This is a genomic window from Brevundimonas sp. GW821-FHT02A10 (assembly GCF_059422025.1).
Genome location: NZ_JBWKWC010000004.1, coordinates 201677 through 219206, shown reverse-complemented (window position 1 = coordinate 219206; position 17530 = coordinate 201677). Strand labels below are relative to the sequence as shown.

Annotated in this window: 16 protein-coding genes; 10 read left to right on the top strand and 6 right to left on the bottom strand. The window is 69.3% G+C overall.

The window, feature by feature from the left end:
- Positions 1-34: 34 nt before the first annotated feature.
- On the top strand, positions 35-1066 hold the full coding sequence (locus AC07U0_RS13110) for an NAD(P)/FAD-dependent oxidoreductase (RefSeq protein WP_494720453.1): 1032 nt from the start codon (positions 35-37) through the stop codon (positions 1064-1066).
- Positions 1067-1069: 3 nt separating this feature from the next.
- Here AC07U0_RS13110 and AC07U0_RS13105 read toward each other — a convergent pair whose 3' ends face one another.
- Positions 1070-1798: a TonB family protein gene (locus tag AC07U0_RS13105; RefSeq protein WP_494720452.1), complete on the bottom strand. Its 729-nt coding sequence runs from the start codon at positions 1796-1798 to the stop codon at positions 1070-1072.
- A 169-nt stretch (positions 1799-1967) separates the two neighbouring features.
- On the opposite strand from AC07U0_RS13105, the gene AC07U0_RS13100 reads away from it, so the two are divergent.
- A complete protein-coding gene (locus AC07U0_RS13100) occupies positions 1968-2762 on the top strand; it encodes a transglycosylase SLT domain-containing protein (RefSeq protein ID WP_494720451.1) in 795 nt (264 codons plus the stop codon).
- Positions 2763-3154: 392 nt separating this feature from the next.
- A complete protein-coding gene (spbR, locus tag AC07U0_RS13095; protein WP_494720450.1) occupies positions 3155-4297 on the top strand; it encodes a SpbR family protein in 1143 nt (380 codons plus the stop codon).
- A 97-nt stretch (positions 4298-4394) separates the two neighbouring features.
- Here the strand turns inward: spbR and AC07U0_RS13090 are convergent, their stop codons facing one another.
- The 3 genes from AC07U0_RS13090 to AC07U0_RS13080 form a co-directional block, all read right to left on the bottom strand.
- Positions 4395-4871 (bottom strand): Hpt domain-containing protein, encoded by a 477-nt coding sequence (locus tag AC07U0_RS13090; RefSeq protein WP_494720449.1) that lies wholly within the window; start codon positions 4869-4871, stop codon positions 4395-4397.
- Positions 4872-4938: 67 nt separating this feature from the next.
- Positions 4939-5697, bottom strand: coding sequence for an NAD kinase (locus AC07U0_RS13085; RefSeq protein ID WP_494720587.1), 759 nt, complete (start codon positions 5695-5697; stop codon positions 4939-4941).
- 78 nt (positions 5698-5775) lie between these two features.
- Positions 5776-6903, bottom strand: coding sequence for a DUF2336 domain-containing protein (locus AC07U0_RS13080; protein ID WP_494720448.1), 1128 nt, complete (start codon positions 6901-6903; stop codon positions 5776-5778).
- A 169-nt stretch (positions 6904-7072) separates the two neighbouring features.
- Here AC07U0_RS13080 and AC07U0_RS13075 point away from each other — a divergent pair, with 169 nt between their 5' ends.
- The 4 genes from AC07U0_RS13075 (at position 7073) to AC07U0_RS13060 (ending at position 13188) form a co-directional block, all read left to right on the top strand.
- Positions 7073-7840: a class II aldolase/adducin family protein gene (locus AC07U0_RS13075; RefSeq protein WP_494720447.1), complete on the top strand. Its 768-nt coding sequence runs from the start codon at positions 7073-7075 to the stop codon at positions 7838-7840.
- Positions 7837-8640: a hypothetical protein gene (locus AC07U0_RS13070; protein WP_494720446.1), complete on the top strand. Its 804-nt coding sequence runs from the start codon at positions 7837-7839 to the stop codon at positions 8638-8640. Before AC07U0_RS13075 ends, AC07U0_RS13070 begins: the two co-directional genes overlap by 4 nt.
- A gap of 163 nt (positions 8641-8803) precedes the next feature.
- Positions 8804-9955 (top strand): efflux RND transporter periplasmic adaptor subunit, encoded by a 1152-nt coding sequence (locus AC07U0_RS13065; RefSeq protein WP_494720445.1) that lies wholly within the window; start codon positions 8804-8806, stop codon positions 9953-9955.
- On the top strand, positions 9955-13188 hold the full coding sequence (locus tag AC07U0_RS13060) for an efflux RND transporter permease subunit (protein ID WP_494720586.1): 3234 nt from the start codon (positions 9955-9957) through the stop codon (positions 13186-13188). Before AC07U0_RS13065 ends, AC07U0_RS13060 begins: the two co-directional genes overlap by 1 nt.
- Before the next feature lie 27 nt (positions 13189-13215).
- Here the strand turns inward: AC07U0_RS13060 and AC07U0_RS13055 are convergent, their stop codons facing one another.
- The gene (locus tag AC07U0_RS13055; RefSeq protein ID WP_494720444.1) at positions 13216-13689 is read right to left on the bottom strand and encodes a c-type cytochrome; all 474 of its coding nucleotides are present in this window, start codon (positions 13687-13689) and stop codon (positions 13216-13218) included.
- Between the two features lie 166 nt (positions 13690-13855).
- On the opposite strand from AC07U0_RS13055, the gene AC07U0_RS13050 reads away from it, so the two are divergent.
- Genes AC07U0_RS13050 through AC07U0_RS13040 form a run of 3 tightly spaced genes read left to right on the top strand, consistent with a single transcriptional unit; the run spans position 13856 to position 16770 of the window.
- The gene (locus tag AC07U0_RS13050; RefSeq protein WP_494720443.1) at positions 13856-14143 is read left to right on the top strand and encodes a FeoA family protein; all 288 of its coding nucleotides are present in this window, start codon (positions 13856-13858) and stop codon (positions 14141-14143) included.
- The gene (feoB, locus tag AC07U0_RS13045) at positions 14143-16044 is read left to right on the top strand and encodes a ferrous iron transporter B (RefSeq protein ID WP_494720442.1); all 1902 of its coding nucleotides are present in this window, start codon (positions 14143-14145) and stop codon (positions 16042-16044) included. The genes AC07U0_RS13050 and feoB overlap by 1 nt, the downstream gene beginning before the upstream one ends.
- A gap of 39 nt (positions 16045-16083) precedes the next feature.
- Complete coding sequence (locus AC07U0_RS13040) at positions 16084-16770, top strand: prepilin peptidase (RefSeq protein WP_494720441.1); 687 nt, start codon at positions 16084-16086, stop codon at positions 16768-16770.
- 9 nt (positions 16771-16779) lie between these two features.
- Here the strand turns inward: AC07U0_RS13040 and AC07U0_RS13035 are convergent, their stop codons facing one another.
- On the bottom strand, positions 16780-17412 hold the full coding sequence (locus AC07U0_RS13035; protein ID WP_494720440.1) for a TetR/AcrR family transcriptional regulator: 633 nt from the start codon (positions 17410-17412) through the stop codon (positions 16780-16782).
- Between the last annotated feature and the right edge of the window lie 118 nt (positions 17413-17530).

Sequence of the window (17530 nt, the reverse complement as noted above, 5' to 3'; positions counted from 1 at the left end):
TGAAAAGGAGGCGCGGGCGGTCGAAGGACGGTCCGTGCCTTCTTCGTTTCCTCCCCTGACTACCGACATCCCCCCCGACGTGATCGTCATCGGCGCCGGCGTACTGGGCCTCTGCACCGCCGTGGAGCTGACCCGGCGCGGCCGGCAGGTGCTGGTGCTCGATCCAGGCGGCGGCAATGCCTCTTCCGTGGCGGCCGGGATGATCGCGCCCGCGATCGAGTCCTTCGTCGACGGGGCGACGCCGGAGCACGCGCGTCTGCTGCGCGAGGCGGGGCGGCTGTGGGCGGACATTCCCGAGATCCGGCTGAAGCCCGCGCCCGCCATCTGGCGCGGCGCCGACGGCGAGCGGACGGTGGCGACGCTGCGGGCGCTGGGCTTCGAGGCGTCGCTGGACGACCGGGGGCAGGTGCATGCGGCCGATGACGTTCAGGTCGATCCCGTCGCTGCGTTGGCGGGACTGCGCGCCCTGCTGAAGACATCGCCGGTCGCGGCCTCGGCCCGACGTATCGAGCGGACGGACACGGGTTGGGCCGTGGAGACCGACGTGGGGCGGATCACGGCGACGACCGTGGTCCTGGCCACCGGCGCGGCCGAACCTCTCGCGGGCCTGCCGGAGACGGTTGCTGGACTGGTCCGCCAGATCGCGCCCATCCGGGGCCAGATCGGCTTCACCGCCCAGACCCTGGCGGAGACGGTGACGCGCGGGGCAGGGGGCTATGTGGCGCCGACCGAGGGCGGGACCCTGATCGGGGCGACCATGGAGCCGGGGCGGCGCGATCTGGAGCCCGACGCCGACGTCGGGGCGCAGCTGGCGGCCATGGCGGCGGCGCTGATCGAGTGCGAGATCGAGGATGGCGTCTACTGGCGCGTCGGGGTGCGCGGGGCGACGCCGGACGGCCTGCCCATGGCCGGGGCGAGCGGGGAGACGGGGCTGTATCTGGCTCTGGCCCCGCGGCGGAACGGCTGGCTGCTGGGGCCGCTGGTCGGGCGGGTCGTGGCCGATGCAGTAGCGGGCGGCGACGCACTGGAGCACGCCGCCGCCCTGAACCCGCTCAGGTTCGCCTGAAGCCTATTCCCCTGCGTTGAAGCGGACGGTGAAGGAGACCCGGGCACCGTCGATCGCCTGGCCGTTGACCGCGCCGGGCTGCATCCGGAAGTAGCGGGTCAGGCCCATGGCCGCATTGCCGAAGCGGCGGTTGGAAGGCGTCTCCGACGTGACCGAGCAGTTGCTCAGAGTGCCCGCCGCGCTGACCGTGCAGAGCAGGGCGGCCGAGCCCGAGACGCCGACATCCAGCGCCCGCTCCGGATAGGCCCGGCTCATCTGCGCCGCCGAGGGCTGGCTGGCCCACTGCGGGCGGGTGATCACCGCCGGAGGACGCGGCGGCTCCACCGCCGTGCCCGGCTGTTCGACGGGTTTGGGCTCATTGAAGTTGATCACCAGACCCTGCTCGCCGAGCGGCTTGATCGCGGTCTCGGCCGTGAAGGTGTCGGTCGGCTGGGTCGGCGTCGGCGTCGGATGGAGGGTGTTGGTCGCCGGCCGTGGCTGGTCGGGCTGCGGCTTCTGCGGCTCGGGCGGGATGATCGGCCGTTCCATCGTCAGGATGATCCTGCGGTCTTCGGGCGCGGTCTCGGTCGGCGTCAGTTCGAACTTCTGATAGTAGAGGGCGGCGCCGACCCCGACGTGGGCCAGGACCACCACCCCGACCGCGATCACTGTCGCGCGCGGAAGTGGCTTCTTGCGTTCGCCGTAGTCCAGAGGGCTGACCAGACCCGGTCCGCCGGCTGTCTTCATCATCATGGCAGTCACTCCCGTGGCCGCTCCCCAGCCGCCCACAGATGAAGTTCGCGCCAGGCTTGTGTCGGCTTTGGGGCAAGGCCAAGCTTATCAATGCTCACCTGGCCGCGACACGCGCGAAGGTGGCGGATTTACCTTTCGTTAACCACGTTCCGCCAGCGTCCCGGACGTTATGACAGTTGGATCGATTCCCTCATCTGGCGGCGTGGAGGCGGCCATCCGGCGCGCCTCGACGGCGACCGGCGTGGACTTCGACTTCCTGATGAAGACGGCCCGACGGGAGAGCGCCTTCAACCCCTCGGCCCAGGCCCGGACGTCGTCGGCGGCAGGTCTGTTCCAGTTCATCGAACAGACCTGGCTGTCGACGGTCAAACAGTCGGGCGCCAAGCACGGCTATGGCCAGTACGCCGACCTGATCCATCAGGGCCGGGACGGGCGCTGGCACGTCGAGGGCTCGGCCCGCAATGTGGTCATGGACCTGAGGTTCGACCCGCAGGCGGCCTCAAGCATGGCGGCGGAGCTGACGGCGTCCAACGCCGCCTATCTGCGCGGCCGCACGGGGCAGGAGCCGGGCGCCGGCGACCTGTACGCCGCCCACTTCCTCGGCCCCGCAGGCGCGGCCCGGCTGATGGAGGCCATGGTCTCGCACCCCGGCGGCAGCGCGGCGGCCATGTTCCCCGACGCGGCCCAGGCCAATCGCTCGATCTTCTATCGCGACGGCCGTCCGGCGACGGTCGCCGAGGTCCACGCCAACCTGCAGAAGACCGCGGGGGAGGGTTCTCCGGCCTCGATCAGCCGCACGCCGATGGCGCCGCCGACGGATCAGGAGCGGGACATCATGATGGCTGCGCGGCTGGACCGGCTGAAGCAGAACGAGAGCCTGCTGGCCCTGCTGCTGGGGCAGGACGGCAAGGGATCGAGCAGCGGCTTCGGCGGCGCCTATGGACCGGAGCCTGACTCCGTCTGAGGCCGGTGTGCACCCGAAAAAAGGCGAGTGCAAAAAGTGCAATTCTGAAAGTGCTGGTTGAAGAGGTGGCGGGCAAGTCATTGATTTGACGGCTGAGACGCCGCGACGTCCCGTTGCACTCGCGCGTGCACCCGGGCGCCAAACCGGAGCCGCCGCGTGTCGTTCGTCGTCTGCGATGTCAAAGACCCGAAGCCAGTCTACACCCGCCCGACCGCCTGCTGGATCGAGCCGCGATCGCGACCGGAAGGGCGCGTGATTTCAACGCGAAAGGGGCGAGGGGAATGCGAGGCCGGGGCAGGCGAAGGCAGGGTTGGTAAACCAGACGTTAAGCATGGCAAGCTGAGGATGAACCGGGGGCCGATTCTCTGTCCGCCCTTCTCAAGAGCCGCCGCATGACCGCCTTTCGCGCCCGCCTGACCGAGTTCGACATCCGCCGTCTGATCAAGGCGTCGGACGAGGATGAGCGCGCCTCGGCCGCCCACAAACTGTGCCGCAGCATGGATCGGGCCGAGCTGGACGAGGCTGACCGCGAGGCGGCCCAGAAGATACTGCGCGTCCTGGCCAATGACGCCGCCGAACTGGTGCGCCGGTCGCTGGCCGTAACGCTGAAGTCTTCGGACCTTCTGCCGCACGACGTGGCGCGCCGGCTGGCGGCGGACGTCGACAGCGTGGCCCTGCCCATCATCGGCGCCTCGCCGGTCTTCACCGATGACGACCTGATCGAGATCGTCCGCGCCGGCTCGGCCGTGCGTCAGGTGGCCATCGCCGGTCGCCCCAAGGTGTCGCGCGACGTCGCCGACGCCCTGAGCATCGACGGCTGCGAGATGGCCGTGCGCACCCTGGCCTCGAATGACAACGCCGACCTCTCCGAACAGGCGATGCTGCGCTCGATCGACCGGTTCGGCGACACGCCGGAAGTGGTCGCGGCCCTGTCCTATCGTCAGGTCCTGCCGCTGGACGTCACCGAGAAGCTCATCGCCCTGGCCAGCGACGCGGTGCGCGAGCATCTGATCAGCCGTCACGCCGTGGCGCCCGAGACCGCGATCCGACTGGCCACCTTCGCCCGCGAGCGTTCGACCATCGATCTGGTCGATCAGGCGGCGGCCAGCGCCGACCTGCCGCGCTTCGTGGCCCAGTTGAACACCCGCAAGGCCCTGACTGCCTCCCTGCTGCTGCGGGCGCTGGCGCGGGGTCAGATGGTGCTGTTCGAGCACGCCGTCGCCGAACTGGCCTCGACGCCGCATTCTCGCGCCTGGCTGATGGTGCACGACGCCGGTCCGCTGGGGCTCAAGGCCATCTATGACCGGGCCGGCCTGCCGCCGCGTCTGTTCCAGGCCTTCCGCGCCGGGGTCGACACCTGGCGTGCGCTGCAGGCCGAGGGCGCCGACACCTCGGGCGAGGAGTTCCGCGAGCGCATGCTGGAGCGGTTCCTGACCCAGCGTCCCAACACCCCGCGCGACGACCTGGCCTATCTGATGGAGCGGCTGGACCAGCCGCCGCTGCCGGCCGCGGGCCGCAACGCCTCGGCGGCCTGAGGCCTTCCGGAAACGAAAAACGCCCGCTCGAGAGAGCGGGCGTTGTTGTTTTGAGCGCTATGCTCGGCTCGCGAAGCCTCGCGGCTTGAGTGCTGGCTCAGGCGCGGTAGGCGGCGACCTCGGCTTCGAGGGTCTCGGCCAGGGCGCGACCGACCGGATGGTCGTCGGTCTGGATCTGGTCGCGGACCACGGCCTTGATGGCGTCGATGTGGGCGTCGAGCAGACGGACCGGAGCGCTGGCGCGCTTTGCCGGGTCGTCCAAGAGCTTGCACAGCGAACCGGCCAGGCGGGTGACCAGCGGATATTGATAGGTGGCGCCGAGACCCTTGAGGTCGTGGGCGCGGAAGTACAGGCCCTCGGCGGTCTGGGCGTTCAGGCCTTCGGCGCGGATGGCGGCCTGGGCGGCGTCCAGCTTGTTGATTTCGTCCTGCAGCCACTGGCCGAACTGGGCCGACATCGCCTTCAGGGCCTCTTCGGCCTTGGCGATGGCGTTGGCGTCGATACCGCCGAACCCGCCGCCGACCTTGAGGCGCAGGGTGTTGGGCGGGCGAATGACCTGGGCCGGGTTGCTCACGGTGACTCCTCGGGACGTGCAGGCTCAGCTTGCGCCGGACCTGCTTAAGGAACGGTGACCTTTCGGGTTAACCTGTAAATTGTTCCAGCAGGACGCGTTCCTCGAACGAACGGCCGGCCTCGAACAGCATGGTCAGGCTGATGTCGCGGCGCTCGCGCACATCGACCCGGGCGACGCGGCGGATTTCCAGATTGTCGGCGACGGCGCTGACCGGGCGTTTGTCGTGCTCCAGCACCTCGAAGGTCACCTTGGCCTCGTGCGAGAGCAGGGCCCCGCGCCAGCGGCGGGGACGGAAGGCGCTGATCGGGGTGAGGGCCAGCATCCGGGCGTCGAGGGGAATGATCGGGCCGTGGGCCGAGAGGTTGTAGGCGGTCGAGCCGGCCGGGGTGGCGACCATGCAGCCGTCGCAGGTCAGCTCGTCCAGCCGCACCTTGCCGTCGATGGTGATCCTGAGCTTGGCGCTCTGGCGCGTCTGGCGCAGCAGGGAGACTTCGTTGATGGCCAGACCGCTGGAGACCTCGCCGGCCTCGTTCCAGGCGTCCATCTGCAGCGGGTGGATGACGGCGCGGCCGGCGGCGGCGATGCGGGCCGGCAGGTCGTCCTCCTCGTAGTCGTTCATCAGGAAGCCGACAGAGCCGCGATTCATGCCGTAGACGGGCGTGCGGCGGGTCAGATCGCTGTGCAGGGTCTCCAGCATGAAGCCGTCGCCGCCCAGGGCCACGATGACGTCCGCTTCCTCGATCGGGACCGAGCCGTAGCGTTTGGCCAGCAGGGCGCGCGCGAACTGGGCCTCGGGCCGCTCGCTGGCGGTGAAGGCGAGAGCCATCTGGGGGGAGGGGGCGGTTTCAGTCACGGCGGCACGCAAGCCGAGCCGGGCCGCGAAGTCAAATACCGAAGTGTGACGTCAGGCGGCGACGTCGGCGACCATGGCGCGGAATTCGCGGGCGGCGTCGGCCTGTGACAGGCTGCCCATGCCCCAGTCTCCGCCCCAGCCGGGCAGGCCGTTGGTCAGTTTGCGGATCTCGTCCAGAACGGCCGGGAAGACGGCGCGGTCGATGCCGACGGCGCTGCAGGCCAGGAACAGGGGTTGGGGCGAAGGGCGCGAGACAGCGCTGCGGATCTGGGTCACGCTGAAGCCGCCGAGCGCCGCCAGCGAATGTTCGAACAGGCTCAGGCGCTTTTCGCGGATGGCGCGGATCAGGAAGCCGGGGCGCAGCTGGCCCGCGCTCTGCAGCTTGGCGACCAGGCGGCGCTCCATCTCCTCACGCTCGGAGTGGCTGGGCTGGGGTGTCGAGGGGCTGGGGGCGCGGCCGGGGCCGACGTTGATCACGGCCGTTTCGATCGCCTTGGCCAGATAGGCGTCGTCGACGCGGAAGCGTTCGCCGATGGCCTGACGCAGGGCCTGGCCGACCAGGCCGTAGAGCTCGCGGGCCAGGACGTCATTGAGGCGCGGGTGGCGGGTCAGGGGCGCGCGCAGGGCGGCGACGCGGCGCGACTGTTCGACCAGCCGGCTGAGGCCGCTCTCGCTGATCTCGGCAGTGCGGTTGGAGGCCAGCGCCGTCATGGTCGCGGGCTCGGCGGCGTCGATGATGGCGTCGGCGACGGCGCCGCTCAGCATCGGGCGGCGGGCGACCTCGATATGATGCTCGACCGTGGCCTCGACCAGGATGCGGATCAGGTCGTGATCCTTGAGCAGGGGGCTGTTGGCGATGATCGGACGGGCGATCTCGATCTCGTCGAGCGCCAGCATGTTGACGAGGGCAAGTGGCGCCCATTCGGCGCCGGCCAGGCTCTCGGCCAGGGATTTGCGAATGTCGTGTTCGGCCTGACGGGCCAGGGTCAGGAAGATTTCGGTCAGGACCGGCGACACCTCGGCGCCGGCCGGAGTCGAGTCGCACAGTGCGGCGATGCCCAGAAGAAGTCGTTGCCGGTCGTCCGTCGTCCGACTCTTCGCCAGCGTCAGCAGGTCGGCGGGCGAGAAGCTCGCGGGCCGCGTGGGCGCGAAGGTTTGCAACGAGGCGACAGCGGTCACGGCGAACTCCGGTCGGATCAGGTCCGATTCTGGATCGCAAGGTGCGGTACCGGTCATGAAAACTCGGTTAACCGGCCATCAACCTTACCTTGCGTGATGCTTGACGGGCCTTCGTCGCGGGAGGACGGTGGCCTTCACGCCCGGAGAGGCGACAGGAAGGATATCCCCCATGGCCGACGGCGCCGCCCCGCAAAGTCTGAAGTCCCGCGTTTCCGAGGCCGAATGGCAGGCCCGGGTCGATCTGGCCGCCCTCTACCGGCTGGTCGCCCTGCACGGCTGGGACGACATGATCTTCACCCATATCTCGGCGCGTGTGCCGGGACCCGAACATCATTTCCTGATCAATCCGTACGGCTGGTATTTCGAGGAGATGACGGCCTCGGCGCTGGTGAAGGTCGATCTGGACGGCAACATCGTTCAGGAGACCCAGAGCTTCATCAATCCGGCGGGCTTCACCATCCACTCGGCCGTTCATGCGGCGCGCGAGGACGCCCACTACGTCATCCACCTGCACACCACGGCAGGCGTGGGCGTGGCGGCGCAGCAGGAGGGTCTGCTGCCGATCGGCCAGAACGCCTGCCTGCTGCAGCACCAGGTCGCCTATCACGGCTATGAGGGCCTCGCCCTGAACCACGACGAGCGCGAGCGGCTGGTGGCGGATCTGGGCGACAAACCGCTGATGCTGCTGCGCAATCACGGGACGCTGGCGGTCGGTCAGACGGCGGCGGCGGCCTGGATCGGCATGTTCTTCCTCGAGCGGGCCTGCGCACAGCAGGTGGCGGCCCTGTCGGGCGGCCGCGAGCATGTGCTGATCGCCCCTGATGCGGCGCAGGAAGAGACGAAACAGCAGGGCGGGGGTCTGCCCTTCGTCGCGGCCCTGGCCTGGCCGGGCGCGCTGCGCCTGCTGGACCGCAAATCCCCGGGCTACGACGCTTGAAGTCGGCCGCGACGCTTCTCGCAGGCGTCGCGGTCCTTCTGCCTTCCGTGGCCGTCACTCCGGCCTTTGGGGGCGCCTGGACCCAGCCGAAGGGCAAGGGTCAGGTCATTGTCAAATATGAGGATATGCGCGCCGATCAGGGCTTCGACCCGAACGGCGATCGCGTCGACCTGCCCCAGGAGTGGCGCGACGGTTCCGCGGGCGTCTTCGCCGAATACGGACTGACCGACCGGCTGACGGTGCAGCTCAAGGGCGATTGGCAGGACGGAGCGGACCAGTTCGTCGACTATGAGGGGCGAGGGCCGCTGGAGGTGGGTCTGACCTGGCAGGTCTGGCGCGACGACAAGACCGCCGTCAGCCTCTACGGCGGCTATGCGTCGGCGGGGGAGGGGAGGAATGCCGGATATGCGGCTCCCGGCGTCGGCGACCATGATTTCGAGGCCCGGGTCTCGGTCGGGCGGTCGTTCGGCGGCGTCCCTGTGCGATGGGGGCCCGACCGGTCGTTCGTCGAGCTTCAGGCGGCGCGGCGGATGCGGGACGGCCTGCCGGACGAGACCCGGGTGGACTTCACCGTCGGCGGGCATTTCGGCGAAGACTGGATGGTGCTGGCCCAGGCCTTCGGCGGGGCGGCGGACCACGACGGGGCCGGCGGAGACGGCGCGCGCTGGCTGTCGGTGGAGACCTCCGTCGTGCGTCGGCTGGGCGACTGGAGCCTGCAGGCGGGCTGGCGACAGACGGCGGCAGGGCGGGAGACGCCGATCTCGGGCGGACCGGTTCTGGCGGTCTGGCGCCGGTTCTGAAATCGCCCGGAAAAAGCCGCGACTGCGACATTCGCGACCGACGGAGTTACGAACGGCGAGCGTTACAGAGACTTTAGTTGCCTCGACGGCAGGACCGGCTATGTCCGACCCCGCCTGAAAAGTCTTCAGACGTCCGTCCCCCACGGCTCCCGAGAGTACCCGCGTGATCAAACGCCACTTCTTCCTTGTCGCCGCAGGCGTCATGCTCGGCCTCATGGTCCTGGCGGCGGTGCTGCATATCGCTTTCGCCAAGGACGAGGGATCGGCCAAGGCCGCCCCCGGCGGCGGTCGCGGCGGACGGGGCCAGCAGGTGTCGGAAGCGACGGTCGCCTCGCGGTCGTTCAGCGACAATATCCGGGTGCTGGGCGTGGCCCGGGGCCTGAAGTCGGTGAACATCACCTCCAACTCGACCGAACTGATCACCGCCGTCCTGTTCCGCGACGGCCAGCGCGTCGCCGCCGGCGCGCCTCTGGTGCAGCTGCAGGCGCGCGAGGAAGACGCCGGGATCATTGAGGCCCGGGCCCAGGTGACCCAGGCCCAGCGCGAATACGAACGCTACAGCGCCCTGGCCGAGAAGGGCATCGCGCCGCGCGTGACCGCCGAACAGTCCGAGACGGCGCTGGCGACGGCGCGCGCCTCGCTGGCGGCGGCCGAGGCGCGTCGCGGCGACCGGATGATCCGCGCGCCCTTCGCCGGCGTCCTGGGCCTGACCACGGTCACGGCGGGCACCCTGATCAACCCGGGCGCGGTGATCGCGACCCTGGACGACACCGACGTCATCCGCGTCGATTTCCCGGTGCCGGAGCGGTATCTGGGCGTGCTGCGGACGGGTCTGCCCCTGACCGCCACCGCCGACGCCTTCGGCGGCGAGGCCTTCCAGGGCCGGATCGCCCTGATCGACACCCGCATCAACGAGACCACCCGCGCCGTCACCGCCCGGGCCGAGTTCCCCAATCCCGGCGGCCGTATCCGCCCCGGCATGCTGATGCGCGTCGCGGTGGCCCAGGGCCAGCGTCAGAGCGCCGCCGTGCCCGAGGCCGCCATCCAGTATGAAGGCCAGGGCGCCTTCGTCTATCGCATCGCCAGGGGCGAGAAGGGCTCCACTGCCCAGCGCGTCGAGGTTGAGACCGGCGCCGTCGAGGGCGGCTTCGTCGAGATCGTCTCGGGCCTGAGCGTCGGCGACAAGGTCGTCGGCGGCGGTCTGAACCGCATCCAGCCCAACGCCCCGGTCACCGTGGGCGGCGGACGTGGCGGCGGTCGCGGCGCGGGCGGTCAGGCTCCCGCCCAAGCTGCTGGTCAGGGCGCCGCACGATGATGCTCTCCGACGTCGCGGTCCGGCGGCCCGTCTTCGCGGCGGTGGCCGCCATCGTGCTGTGCGTCATCGGCGCGGCGGCCTTCTTCTTCCTGCCGGTGCGCGAACTGCCGGACGTCGATCCGCCGGTCGTCTCGATCAGCACCAGCTATGCCGGGGCCTCGGCCGAGGTCATCGAGAACCGCATCACCGAACCGGTGGAGCAGCAGATCGCCGGCATCCAGGGCGTCGATCGCATCACCTCGTCCAGCCGCGACGGCCGGTCGAACGTGACCATCGAGTTCTCGCTGGACCGCAATATCGACGACGCCGCCAATGACGTGCGCGACCGCGTCGCCCGGGTCGTCGGCCGTCTGCCCGAACAGGCCGACCCGCCGGAAGTGTCCAAGGCGGACAGCGACAGCTCGCCGATCATGATCCTGTTCCTGCGGTCGTCGACGATGAACCGGCTGGAGCTGACCGACTACGCCGACCGCTATCTGCTGGACCGTCTGGCGACCGTGCCCGGCGTGGCCCAGGCCCAGATCTTCGGCGAGCAGCGCTACGCCATGCGCATCTGGCTCAATGCCGGCGCCATGGCCGCGCGCGGCATCACCGTGACCCAGGTCGAGAACGCCCTGAACGCCCAGAACGTCGAACTGCCGGCCGGGTCGCTGGAATCGACCGACAAGGACTATACGGTCCGGGTGGCCCGCACCTACGCCCGGGCCGAGGACTTCGCCCTGCTGCCCATCGGCACGGCGGGTTCGGCCCCGACGGCGGCGACCAACACCAATACGAACACCACCCAGCCTTCGACCTCGGGCACGACGGGGGCGATCATCGGCGCCAACCGCTATGTCACCCGTCTGGGCGACATCGCGCGGGTTGAGGAAGCCCCCGCCGAGGCGCGGCGCCTGTTCCGCGGCAACGGCCTGGACCAGATCGGTCTGGGCGTCACCCGTCAGGCCCAGTCGAACGACCTCGCCATCTCCGACGGCGTGCGCAAGGCCCTGGTCGAGATGCAGGCCAGCCTGCCGCCGGGGACCGAACTGGTCGTCGGCTCCGACAACTCGGTCTTCACCTCCCACGCCATTTCCGAGGTCTGGATCACCATCGGGATTTCGCTGGCGCTGGTGGCGCTGGTGAACTTCATCTTCCTCGGCAGCCTTCGCGCGGCCCTGATCCCGTCGATCGTGGCGCCGATCTGTCTGCTGGCGACCTTCATCGTTCTGGCGCCGCTGGGCTTTTCGCTGAACCTGCTGACCCTGCTGGCGCTGGTTCTGGCCATCGGCCTGGTGGTCGATGACGCCATCGTGGTGACCGAGAACATCCAGCGCCGTCTGGACCATGGCGAACCGCCGCTGGTCGCCGCCGAGCGCGGCGCCCGTCAGGTCTTCTTCGCCGTCGTGGCCACGACCATCGTGCTGCTGGCGGTGTTCGCGCCGCTGCTGTTCCTTCCCGGATACGTCGGCCGTCTGTTCGTCGAACTGGCGGCGGCGATCGCGGCGGCCGTGGCCTTCTCGGCCTTCCTGGCGCTGAGCCTGTCGCCGATGCTGGCGTCCAAGATCCTCAAGCCCGCGTCCGGTTCGGGCTGGGTGGCCCGCAATGTCGACAAGGCGATGGACGGGCTCAAGAACAGCTACGGCGCCTCGCTGGACCTGCTGGTCGGCAGCCGCGTCGCGGTCATCGGCGTGGTCGCCCTGATCCTCGTGGTCGGGGGCGGGGCCGTCGGGATGTTCTTCGTCCTGCCCAATGAGCTGGTGCCCCAGGAAGACCGTGGCCGGGTGCAGGTGCGGGTGCAGGGGCCGGAAGGCGCAGGCTTCGACTATACGAAGAAGATCATGCTCGGCCTCGAGCCGATCCTGGCCCAGTACAAGGAAGACGGCGAGGTCGAGAGCTATCTGATCTCCTCGCCCGGCTTCGGCGGCGGCAGCTATAACTCCGGCAACGCCACCCTGATCCTCAAGGACTGGTCCGAGCGCAAGCGCGCCGCCGACCAGATCGCCCAGGAGCTGAACGGCAAGCTGCGCGGCCAGACGGGCGCCCAGGTCAACGCCTCGATCCCCGGCGCCTTCCAGCGCGGCGGCGGCGGGGGCGGCGGTAACTCCAACTCGGTCGAGATGATCGTCACCGGACCGGAATACGAGGACATCTATCGCTGGCTGCAGCCTGTGCTGGCCGCCGCGCTGGAGCATCCGGGCTTTTCGCGTCCGCGCCTGAACTACGAGCCCAACGCCCCGCGTCTGCTGGTCGATGTGGATCCGGAGAAGGCGGCGGCTCTGGGCGTCTCCTCGCAAGAGATCGGCCGCACGCTAGAGACCATGTTCGGCTCACGCCGCGCCACGACCTATATCCGCGGTGGTCAGGAGTATGACGTCATCCTGCAGACGGACCGCGCCAACCGGGCCGGCGTGACCGATCTGGAGGGGCTGTATGTCTCGACCGGATCGGGGACGCTGGTGCCCCTGTCGTCGGTGGTCGACACCAAGACCTCGGGCGACACCCCGGACCGTCGTCGTCTGGACCGGCAGCGGTCGATCAGCCTTCAGGCCGACCTGAACCCTGGCGAAACCATCGCCGACGCCGTGGCCTTCCTGAACGCGGAAGCCGCCAAGCAGCCGCAGGGCGTGGTGGCGATCCAGTGGGGCGGGGCGGCGCGCGATCAGGCGGAAGCCGGCGGCGCTGTGGGCGCGGCCTTCGGTCTGGCGCTGCTGCTGGTCTTCCTCGTCCTGGCGGCCCAGTTCGAAAGCTGGATCACCCCGGCGGTGATCATGCTGACGGTGCCTCTGGCGGCGGCCGGCGGTCTGTTCGGCCTGCTGATGGCCGGGTCCAGCCTGAACATCTATTCGCAGATCGGCCTGATCATCCTGATCGGGGTCGCGGCCAAGAACGGCATCCTGATCGTCGAGTTCGCCAACCAGTTGCGCGATCAGGGCCGGTCGATCCGCGAGGCGATCATCGAAAGCTCGACCCTGCGTCTGCGCCCGATCATCATGACCTCGATCGCCACGGCCTTCGGCGCCCTGCCGCTGGTGCTGTGGCACGGGGCGGGGGCGGGCAGCCGCCAGACCATCGGGGTGGTGATCTTCACCGGGGCGATGTTCTCGACCCTGCTGACCCTGTTCGTGGTGCCGGTGATCTACGGCGCGCTCGCCCGCTTCACCAAGTCGCCCGAATGGACGGCCCGCAAGATCGAACAGTGGGAAGCCCAGGAAGCCACGGCCAACGACAAGGTCCCGCACGCAGCGGAATAGTCCCCGCTTTCGCGGGATGGGCGGCCACTATCTCCTGGCCGCCTCGACGCTGAGGTACGCGATGACGTCGCGGCGGTCCGTGGCGTCGGGCAGGCCGGGGAAGGTCATCTTGTTGCCGGGCAGGAAGTTGCGCGGATTGGCCAGCCAGTGGTCGATATGGTCGTCGTCCCAGGCGAAGCCGGCGCCCTTCACGGCCTTGGAATAGTTGTAGCCCGGATGGGTCCCGGCGACCCGGCCGATGACGCCATAGAGGTTGGGTCCGGTCATGTTCGGGCCGTTGGCGGTCGCCGTATGGCAGGCCTTGCAGCGGGCGAAGACCTTCGCCCCGTGTTCGAGATCGGCGGTGTTGTAGGGGGCGGGCAGGGCGGCCAGCATGGTCGCGCGCTGGGCGTCGGTCAGGGGCGGCGGGACCGGCACAGGCGGCGCTGCGGGCGTGCTTTCGCCCGATCCGCAGCCTGAGAGCGTCGCGACCGCCATTCCCGCCAAGACCCATCGCCGCATCGCCGTCTCCCGCCTGTCGGAAACCCTGATAGCGCAAGCGCGGCCGGGTGCAATCGCGGGCTGAAACGGGGCTTCACTCTGGACGGGGCCGTATCGCACCTGATAATCAGTCACAGCTACGGCGACCTTTACCCTGTCGCCAGCCTTCGCGTCCGAGTGATCCTGAATGCCCTCAAATGTCATCAAGCTGAGCGAGGCCCGGTTGGGCGATCGCGGCGTCATCACCTCCGTGGGGACCCACGACCATCACGAGGCGGCGGAGACCGAGCTGGAGCGCCGCCTGCTGGAGCTGGGGCTGGTCGAGGGGGCGCGGATCGAGCTGATCCATCAGGGCCTGTTCGGGCGCGACCCGATCGCGGTCAAGGTCGACGACATGCGCGTGGCCCTGCGCCGGAAAGAGGCCGCCAGCCTGACCCTTCGCCTCGGCGACGACATCGCGGAAGCCGCTGAATAATGGACATCGCCGTTCGTCCGGCCCGGGTCGCCCTGGTCGGTAATCCCAACTCGGGCAAGACCGCCCTGTTCAACGCCCTGACCGGCGCCCATCAGAAGGTCGCCAACTACGCCGGCGTCACCGTCGAGCGGAAGGAGGGGATCATCCGCTCCGCCTCGGGCCGCAGCCTGTCGGTGCTGGACCTGCCGGGCACCTATTCCCTGCGCGCCCGCAGCCCGGACGAGGAGGTCACCCGCGACGCCGTCCTCGGCAAGCTGGCCGGAGAGGCCGAGCCGGACGCCATCATCTGCGTCGCCGACGCCACTAATCTGCGCCTCGTGCTGCGTCTGGTGCTGGAGCTGAAGCAGGTCGGGCGGCCGATGGTGCTGGCCCTCAACATGTACGACATCGCCCAGCGTCAGGGGCTGCGCATCGATCTGGAGAAGCTCCAGGCCGAGTTGGGCCTGCCGATCGTGACCACGGTCGCGACGCGCAAGAGGGGCGTCGACGAACTGATTTCGCAGGTCGAGAGCCTGACCCTGAGCGCCGCGCGTGACGAAACGGCGACCGGCGGCTGGCACGCCCCCGATGCGTCGGAAATTCGCGCCGCCCACCGCCGGGCCGAGCAGATCATGCGCGATTGCGTGCGTCCGCCCGAGCGGCCCGACACCCTGACGGGCAAGATCGACGCGGTGCTGCTGAACCCGGTCGCCGGTCTCGTCATCCTGCTGGCCATTCTGTTCGTGATGTTCCAGGCCGTGTTCAGCTGGGCCACGCCCCTGATGGACGGCATCGACGCGGGCTTCGCGGCGCTGGGCGGCCTGGTCGGGGCGGTGATCCCGGACGAGGGCTCCTGGGGCCTGCTGCAGAGCCTGCTGGTCGACGGCGTCATCGCCGGGGTCGGCGCCGTAATGGTCTTCCTGCCGCAGATCGTGATCCTGTTCGCCTTCATCATCCTGCTGGAAGACTTCGGCTATATGGCCCGGGCCGCCTTCCTGATGGACAAGATCATGGGCGGCGCCGGCCTGCACGGCCGGGCCTTCATTCCGCTGCTGTCCAGCTTCGCCTGCGCCATTCCCGGGGTCATGGCCGCGCGGGTGATCGACGCCAAGCGCGACCGGATGACCACCATTCTGGTCGCGCCCCTGATGACCTGTTCGGCGCGCATCCCGGTCTACACCTTGATCATCGGCGCCTTCATTCCGCAGGAAACCGTCTGGGGCTTCGTGAATCTGCAGGGTCTGGTGATGTTCGGCCTCTACGCCGCCGGGATTCTGTCGGCCCTGATCGTCTCCTTCGTCATCCGCAAGATCTTCTGGAGGGGCGCGGTCGAGCCCTTCATGATGGAGCTGCCGACCTACAAGATGCCCGATCTGAAGAGCGTCCTGTTCAACCTGTGGGTCCGGGCGCGGATCTTCATGGAGCGGGCGGCGCGGATCATCCTGCCGTTGATGATCCTGATCTGGGTGCTGGGGACCTTCCCCTATCCGCCCGAGGGCGCGACCGGGCCGGCCATCGACTATTCCTTCGCAGGGATGGTGGGCCATGCGCTGGAGCCGATCTTCCGGCCCATCGGCTTCAACTGGCAGATGGTCATCGCCCTGGTGCCCGGCATGGCCGCGCGCGAGGTGGCGGTGGCTGCGCTCGGCACCGTCTACGCCATCGCCGACGCCGACAGCGCGGGCAGCCTGCTGGGTGCGACCCTGGCCGCCCAATGGTCGCTGGCGACGGGGCTCAGCTTCCTGGCCTGGTACATCTTTGCGCCCCAATGCGTGGCGACCCTGGGCGTGGTCAAGCGCGAGACCAACAGCTGGGGCTGGATGTGGGTGATGGTCGCCTACATGTTCGGCCTGGCCTATCTGGCCTCCTTCATCACCTACCACGTGGCGGTCGCCCTTGGCGGCGGCGCGGTCGGGGGCTAAGCCCGGACGGCCGCACAGGGCGCGGCGCCGGATTCGTCCATGCCGCTTCCCGTCGTCACGGCCGTTCTGCTGGGTCTTCTCGGACTGGCCGTTGGACAGGCGTTGGCCGTGATCAGCGTGCGGTTGCCGCGGGAGGAGGGCGTCGCCGTCGAGGCCGCCCCGTGGTTACGACGGGGCCTGTCGCGTCGGCATCTTCTCTTCAGCCTGGCCGCGGCCGGGATCGGGGTGTGGGCGGCGCTGGCCGGCGGCTTGACCGGGCAGGGCTGGCTGTTCGCCGTTGTGAGCGCCCTGCTGGGCTGGCAACTGCTGCTGATCGCGGTCATCGACGCCGAACATTTCTGGCTGCCGGATATCCTGACCCTGCCGCTGATCGGGACCGGGCTGGTCGCTACGGGTCTGCTGGCGGGCGGCCTGCCGTGGCTGCAGATTTTCGGCGCCGTCATGGGGTTCGGCCTGCTGTGGCTGCTGGCCTGGCTGTACCGGCGGGTGCGCGGGCGCAACGGCCTGGGCGGCGGCGATCCCATCCTGTTCGCGGGGGCGGGGGCGTGGGTCGGCTGGACCGGCCTGCCCAGTGTGCTGCTGTGGGCCTGTGCGACAGGGCTCTGCATGGTGTTGTGGCGGCTGCTGCGGCGCCGTCCGGTGCGCGGCGAGGACCGGATGCCGTTCGGAACCCTGCTGGCGCTGGGCGTCTGGCTGACCTGGCTGTACGGACCGCTGGGCCTCTAGCGGCCAGAACTAGCGGCCGGTGACGACCTTCACGACGATATGGGCGGTCGTGTCGATGATGGCCTCGGGCGCGGTGTCGCCGCGCCGCAGCAGTTCGAAGCCGTCGGCCATGGCCTCGACCAGGTTGGCGACCTGATAGGAGGTCAGGCGCGGGTCCAGCCCCTTGGCGTGATAGCCGGTGGCGTGGGCCTGGGCGATGCGACGTTCGAAGGCCAGGTGGACGCGGCGCAGGCGCTTGACCCGGCTCTCGATGAAGCCCGCCTCGCCCTTGTCGGCCAGCATGTGCTCGATGCGCAGCACCGGCCCGTGCGCCTGCCAGAAGGCCAGGACGTCGACGACATAGGCGCGGGCGGCGTTGAACGCCTGTTCGCCCGACCAGTCGCCGTCCAGATGACGGGCCAGAACCTGGAAGTCGGTGGCGCAGTCCTCGCACAGGGCCAGAACCGGCTCCTCCACGGTCTTGAAGTAGGTGTAGAAATTCGACGGCGACAGACCGGCCTCGGCGGCGACGTCGGCGACCCGGATCTCTCCCAGATGCCGGCTGTCCAGCAGGCGGCGCGTCGCGGCCAGGATGGAGGACCGGGTGCGGCCGCCGCGGGCGCCGATCCGGTGTCCCAGCTTGTTGATATTGGTCGGGGCCATGGGGAGGTGTCGTCTGGCGAAGCGCGGGAAATGGGCCGTTTGCGGACCTTCCAGTTGTTTCGCCAGATTTGCTGCGGCGCGTCAACGCGCAGCGTATGATGTGGTTGCAGTCGCGAAG

What these genes read in the sequence shown, in the direction of transcription:
- AC07U0_RS13035 (WP_494720440.1), bottom strand. Translation starts at nt 17,412, where the DNA reads ATGGCCCCGACCAATATCAACAAGCTGGGACACCGGATCGGCGCCCGC.
- AC07U0_RS13050 (WP_494720443.1), top strand. Translation starts at nt 13,856, where the DNA reads ATGCCCTCAAATGTCATCAAGCTGAGCGAGGCCCGGTTGGGCGATCGC.
- AC07U0_RS13075 (WP_494720447.1), top strand. Translation starts at nt 7,073, where the DNA reads ATGGCCGACGGCGCCGCCCCGCAAAGTCTGAAGTCCCGCGTTTCCGAG.
- AC07U0_RS13105 (WP_494720452.1), bottom strand. Translation starts at nt 1,798, where the DNA reads ATGATGATGAAGACAGCCGGCGGACCGGGTCTGGTCAGCCCTCTGGAC.
- AC07U0_RS13055 (WP_494720444.1), bottom strand. Translation starts at nt 13,689, where the DNA reads ATGCGGCGATGGGTCTTGGCGGGAATGGCGGTCGCGACGCTCTCAGGC.
- AC07U0_RS13085 (WP_494720587.1), bottom strand. Translation starts at nt 5,697, where the DNA reads ATGGCTCTCGCCTTCACCGCCAGCGAGCGGCCCGAGGCCCAGTTCGCG.
- spbR (WP_494720450.1), top strand. Translation starts at nt 3,155, where the DNA reads ATGACCGCCTTTCGCGCCCGCCTGACCGAGTTCGACATCCGCCGTCTG.
- AC07U0_RS13060 (WP_494720586.1), top strand. Translation starts at nt 9,955, where the DNA reads ATGCTCTCCGACGTCGCGGTCCGGCGGCCCGTCTTCGCGGCGGTGGCC.
- AC07U0_RS13040 (WP_494720441.1), top strand. Translation starts at nt 16,084, where the DNA reads ATGCCGCTTCCCGTCGTCACGGCCGTTCTGCTGGGTCTTCTCGGACTG.
- AC07U0_RS13100 (WP_494720451.1), top strand. Translation starts at nt 1,968, where the DNA reads ATGACAGTTGGATCGATTCCCTCATCTGGCGGCGTGGAGGCGGCCATC.
- feoB (WP_494720442.1), top strand. Translation starts at nt 14,143, where the DNA reads ATGGACATCGCCGTTCGTCCGGCCCGGGTCGCCCTGGTCGGTAATCCC.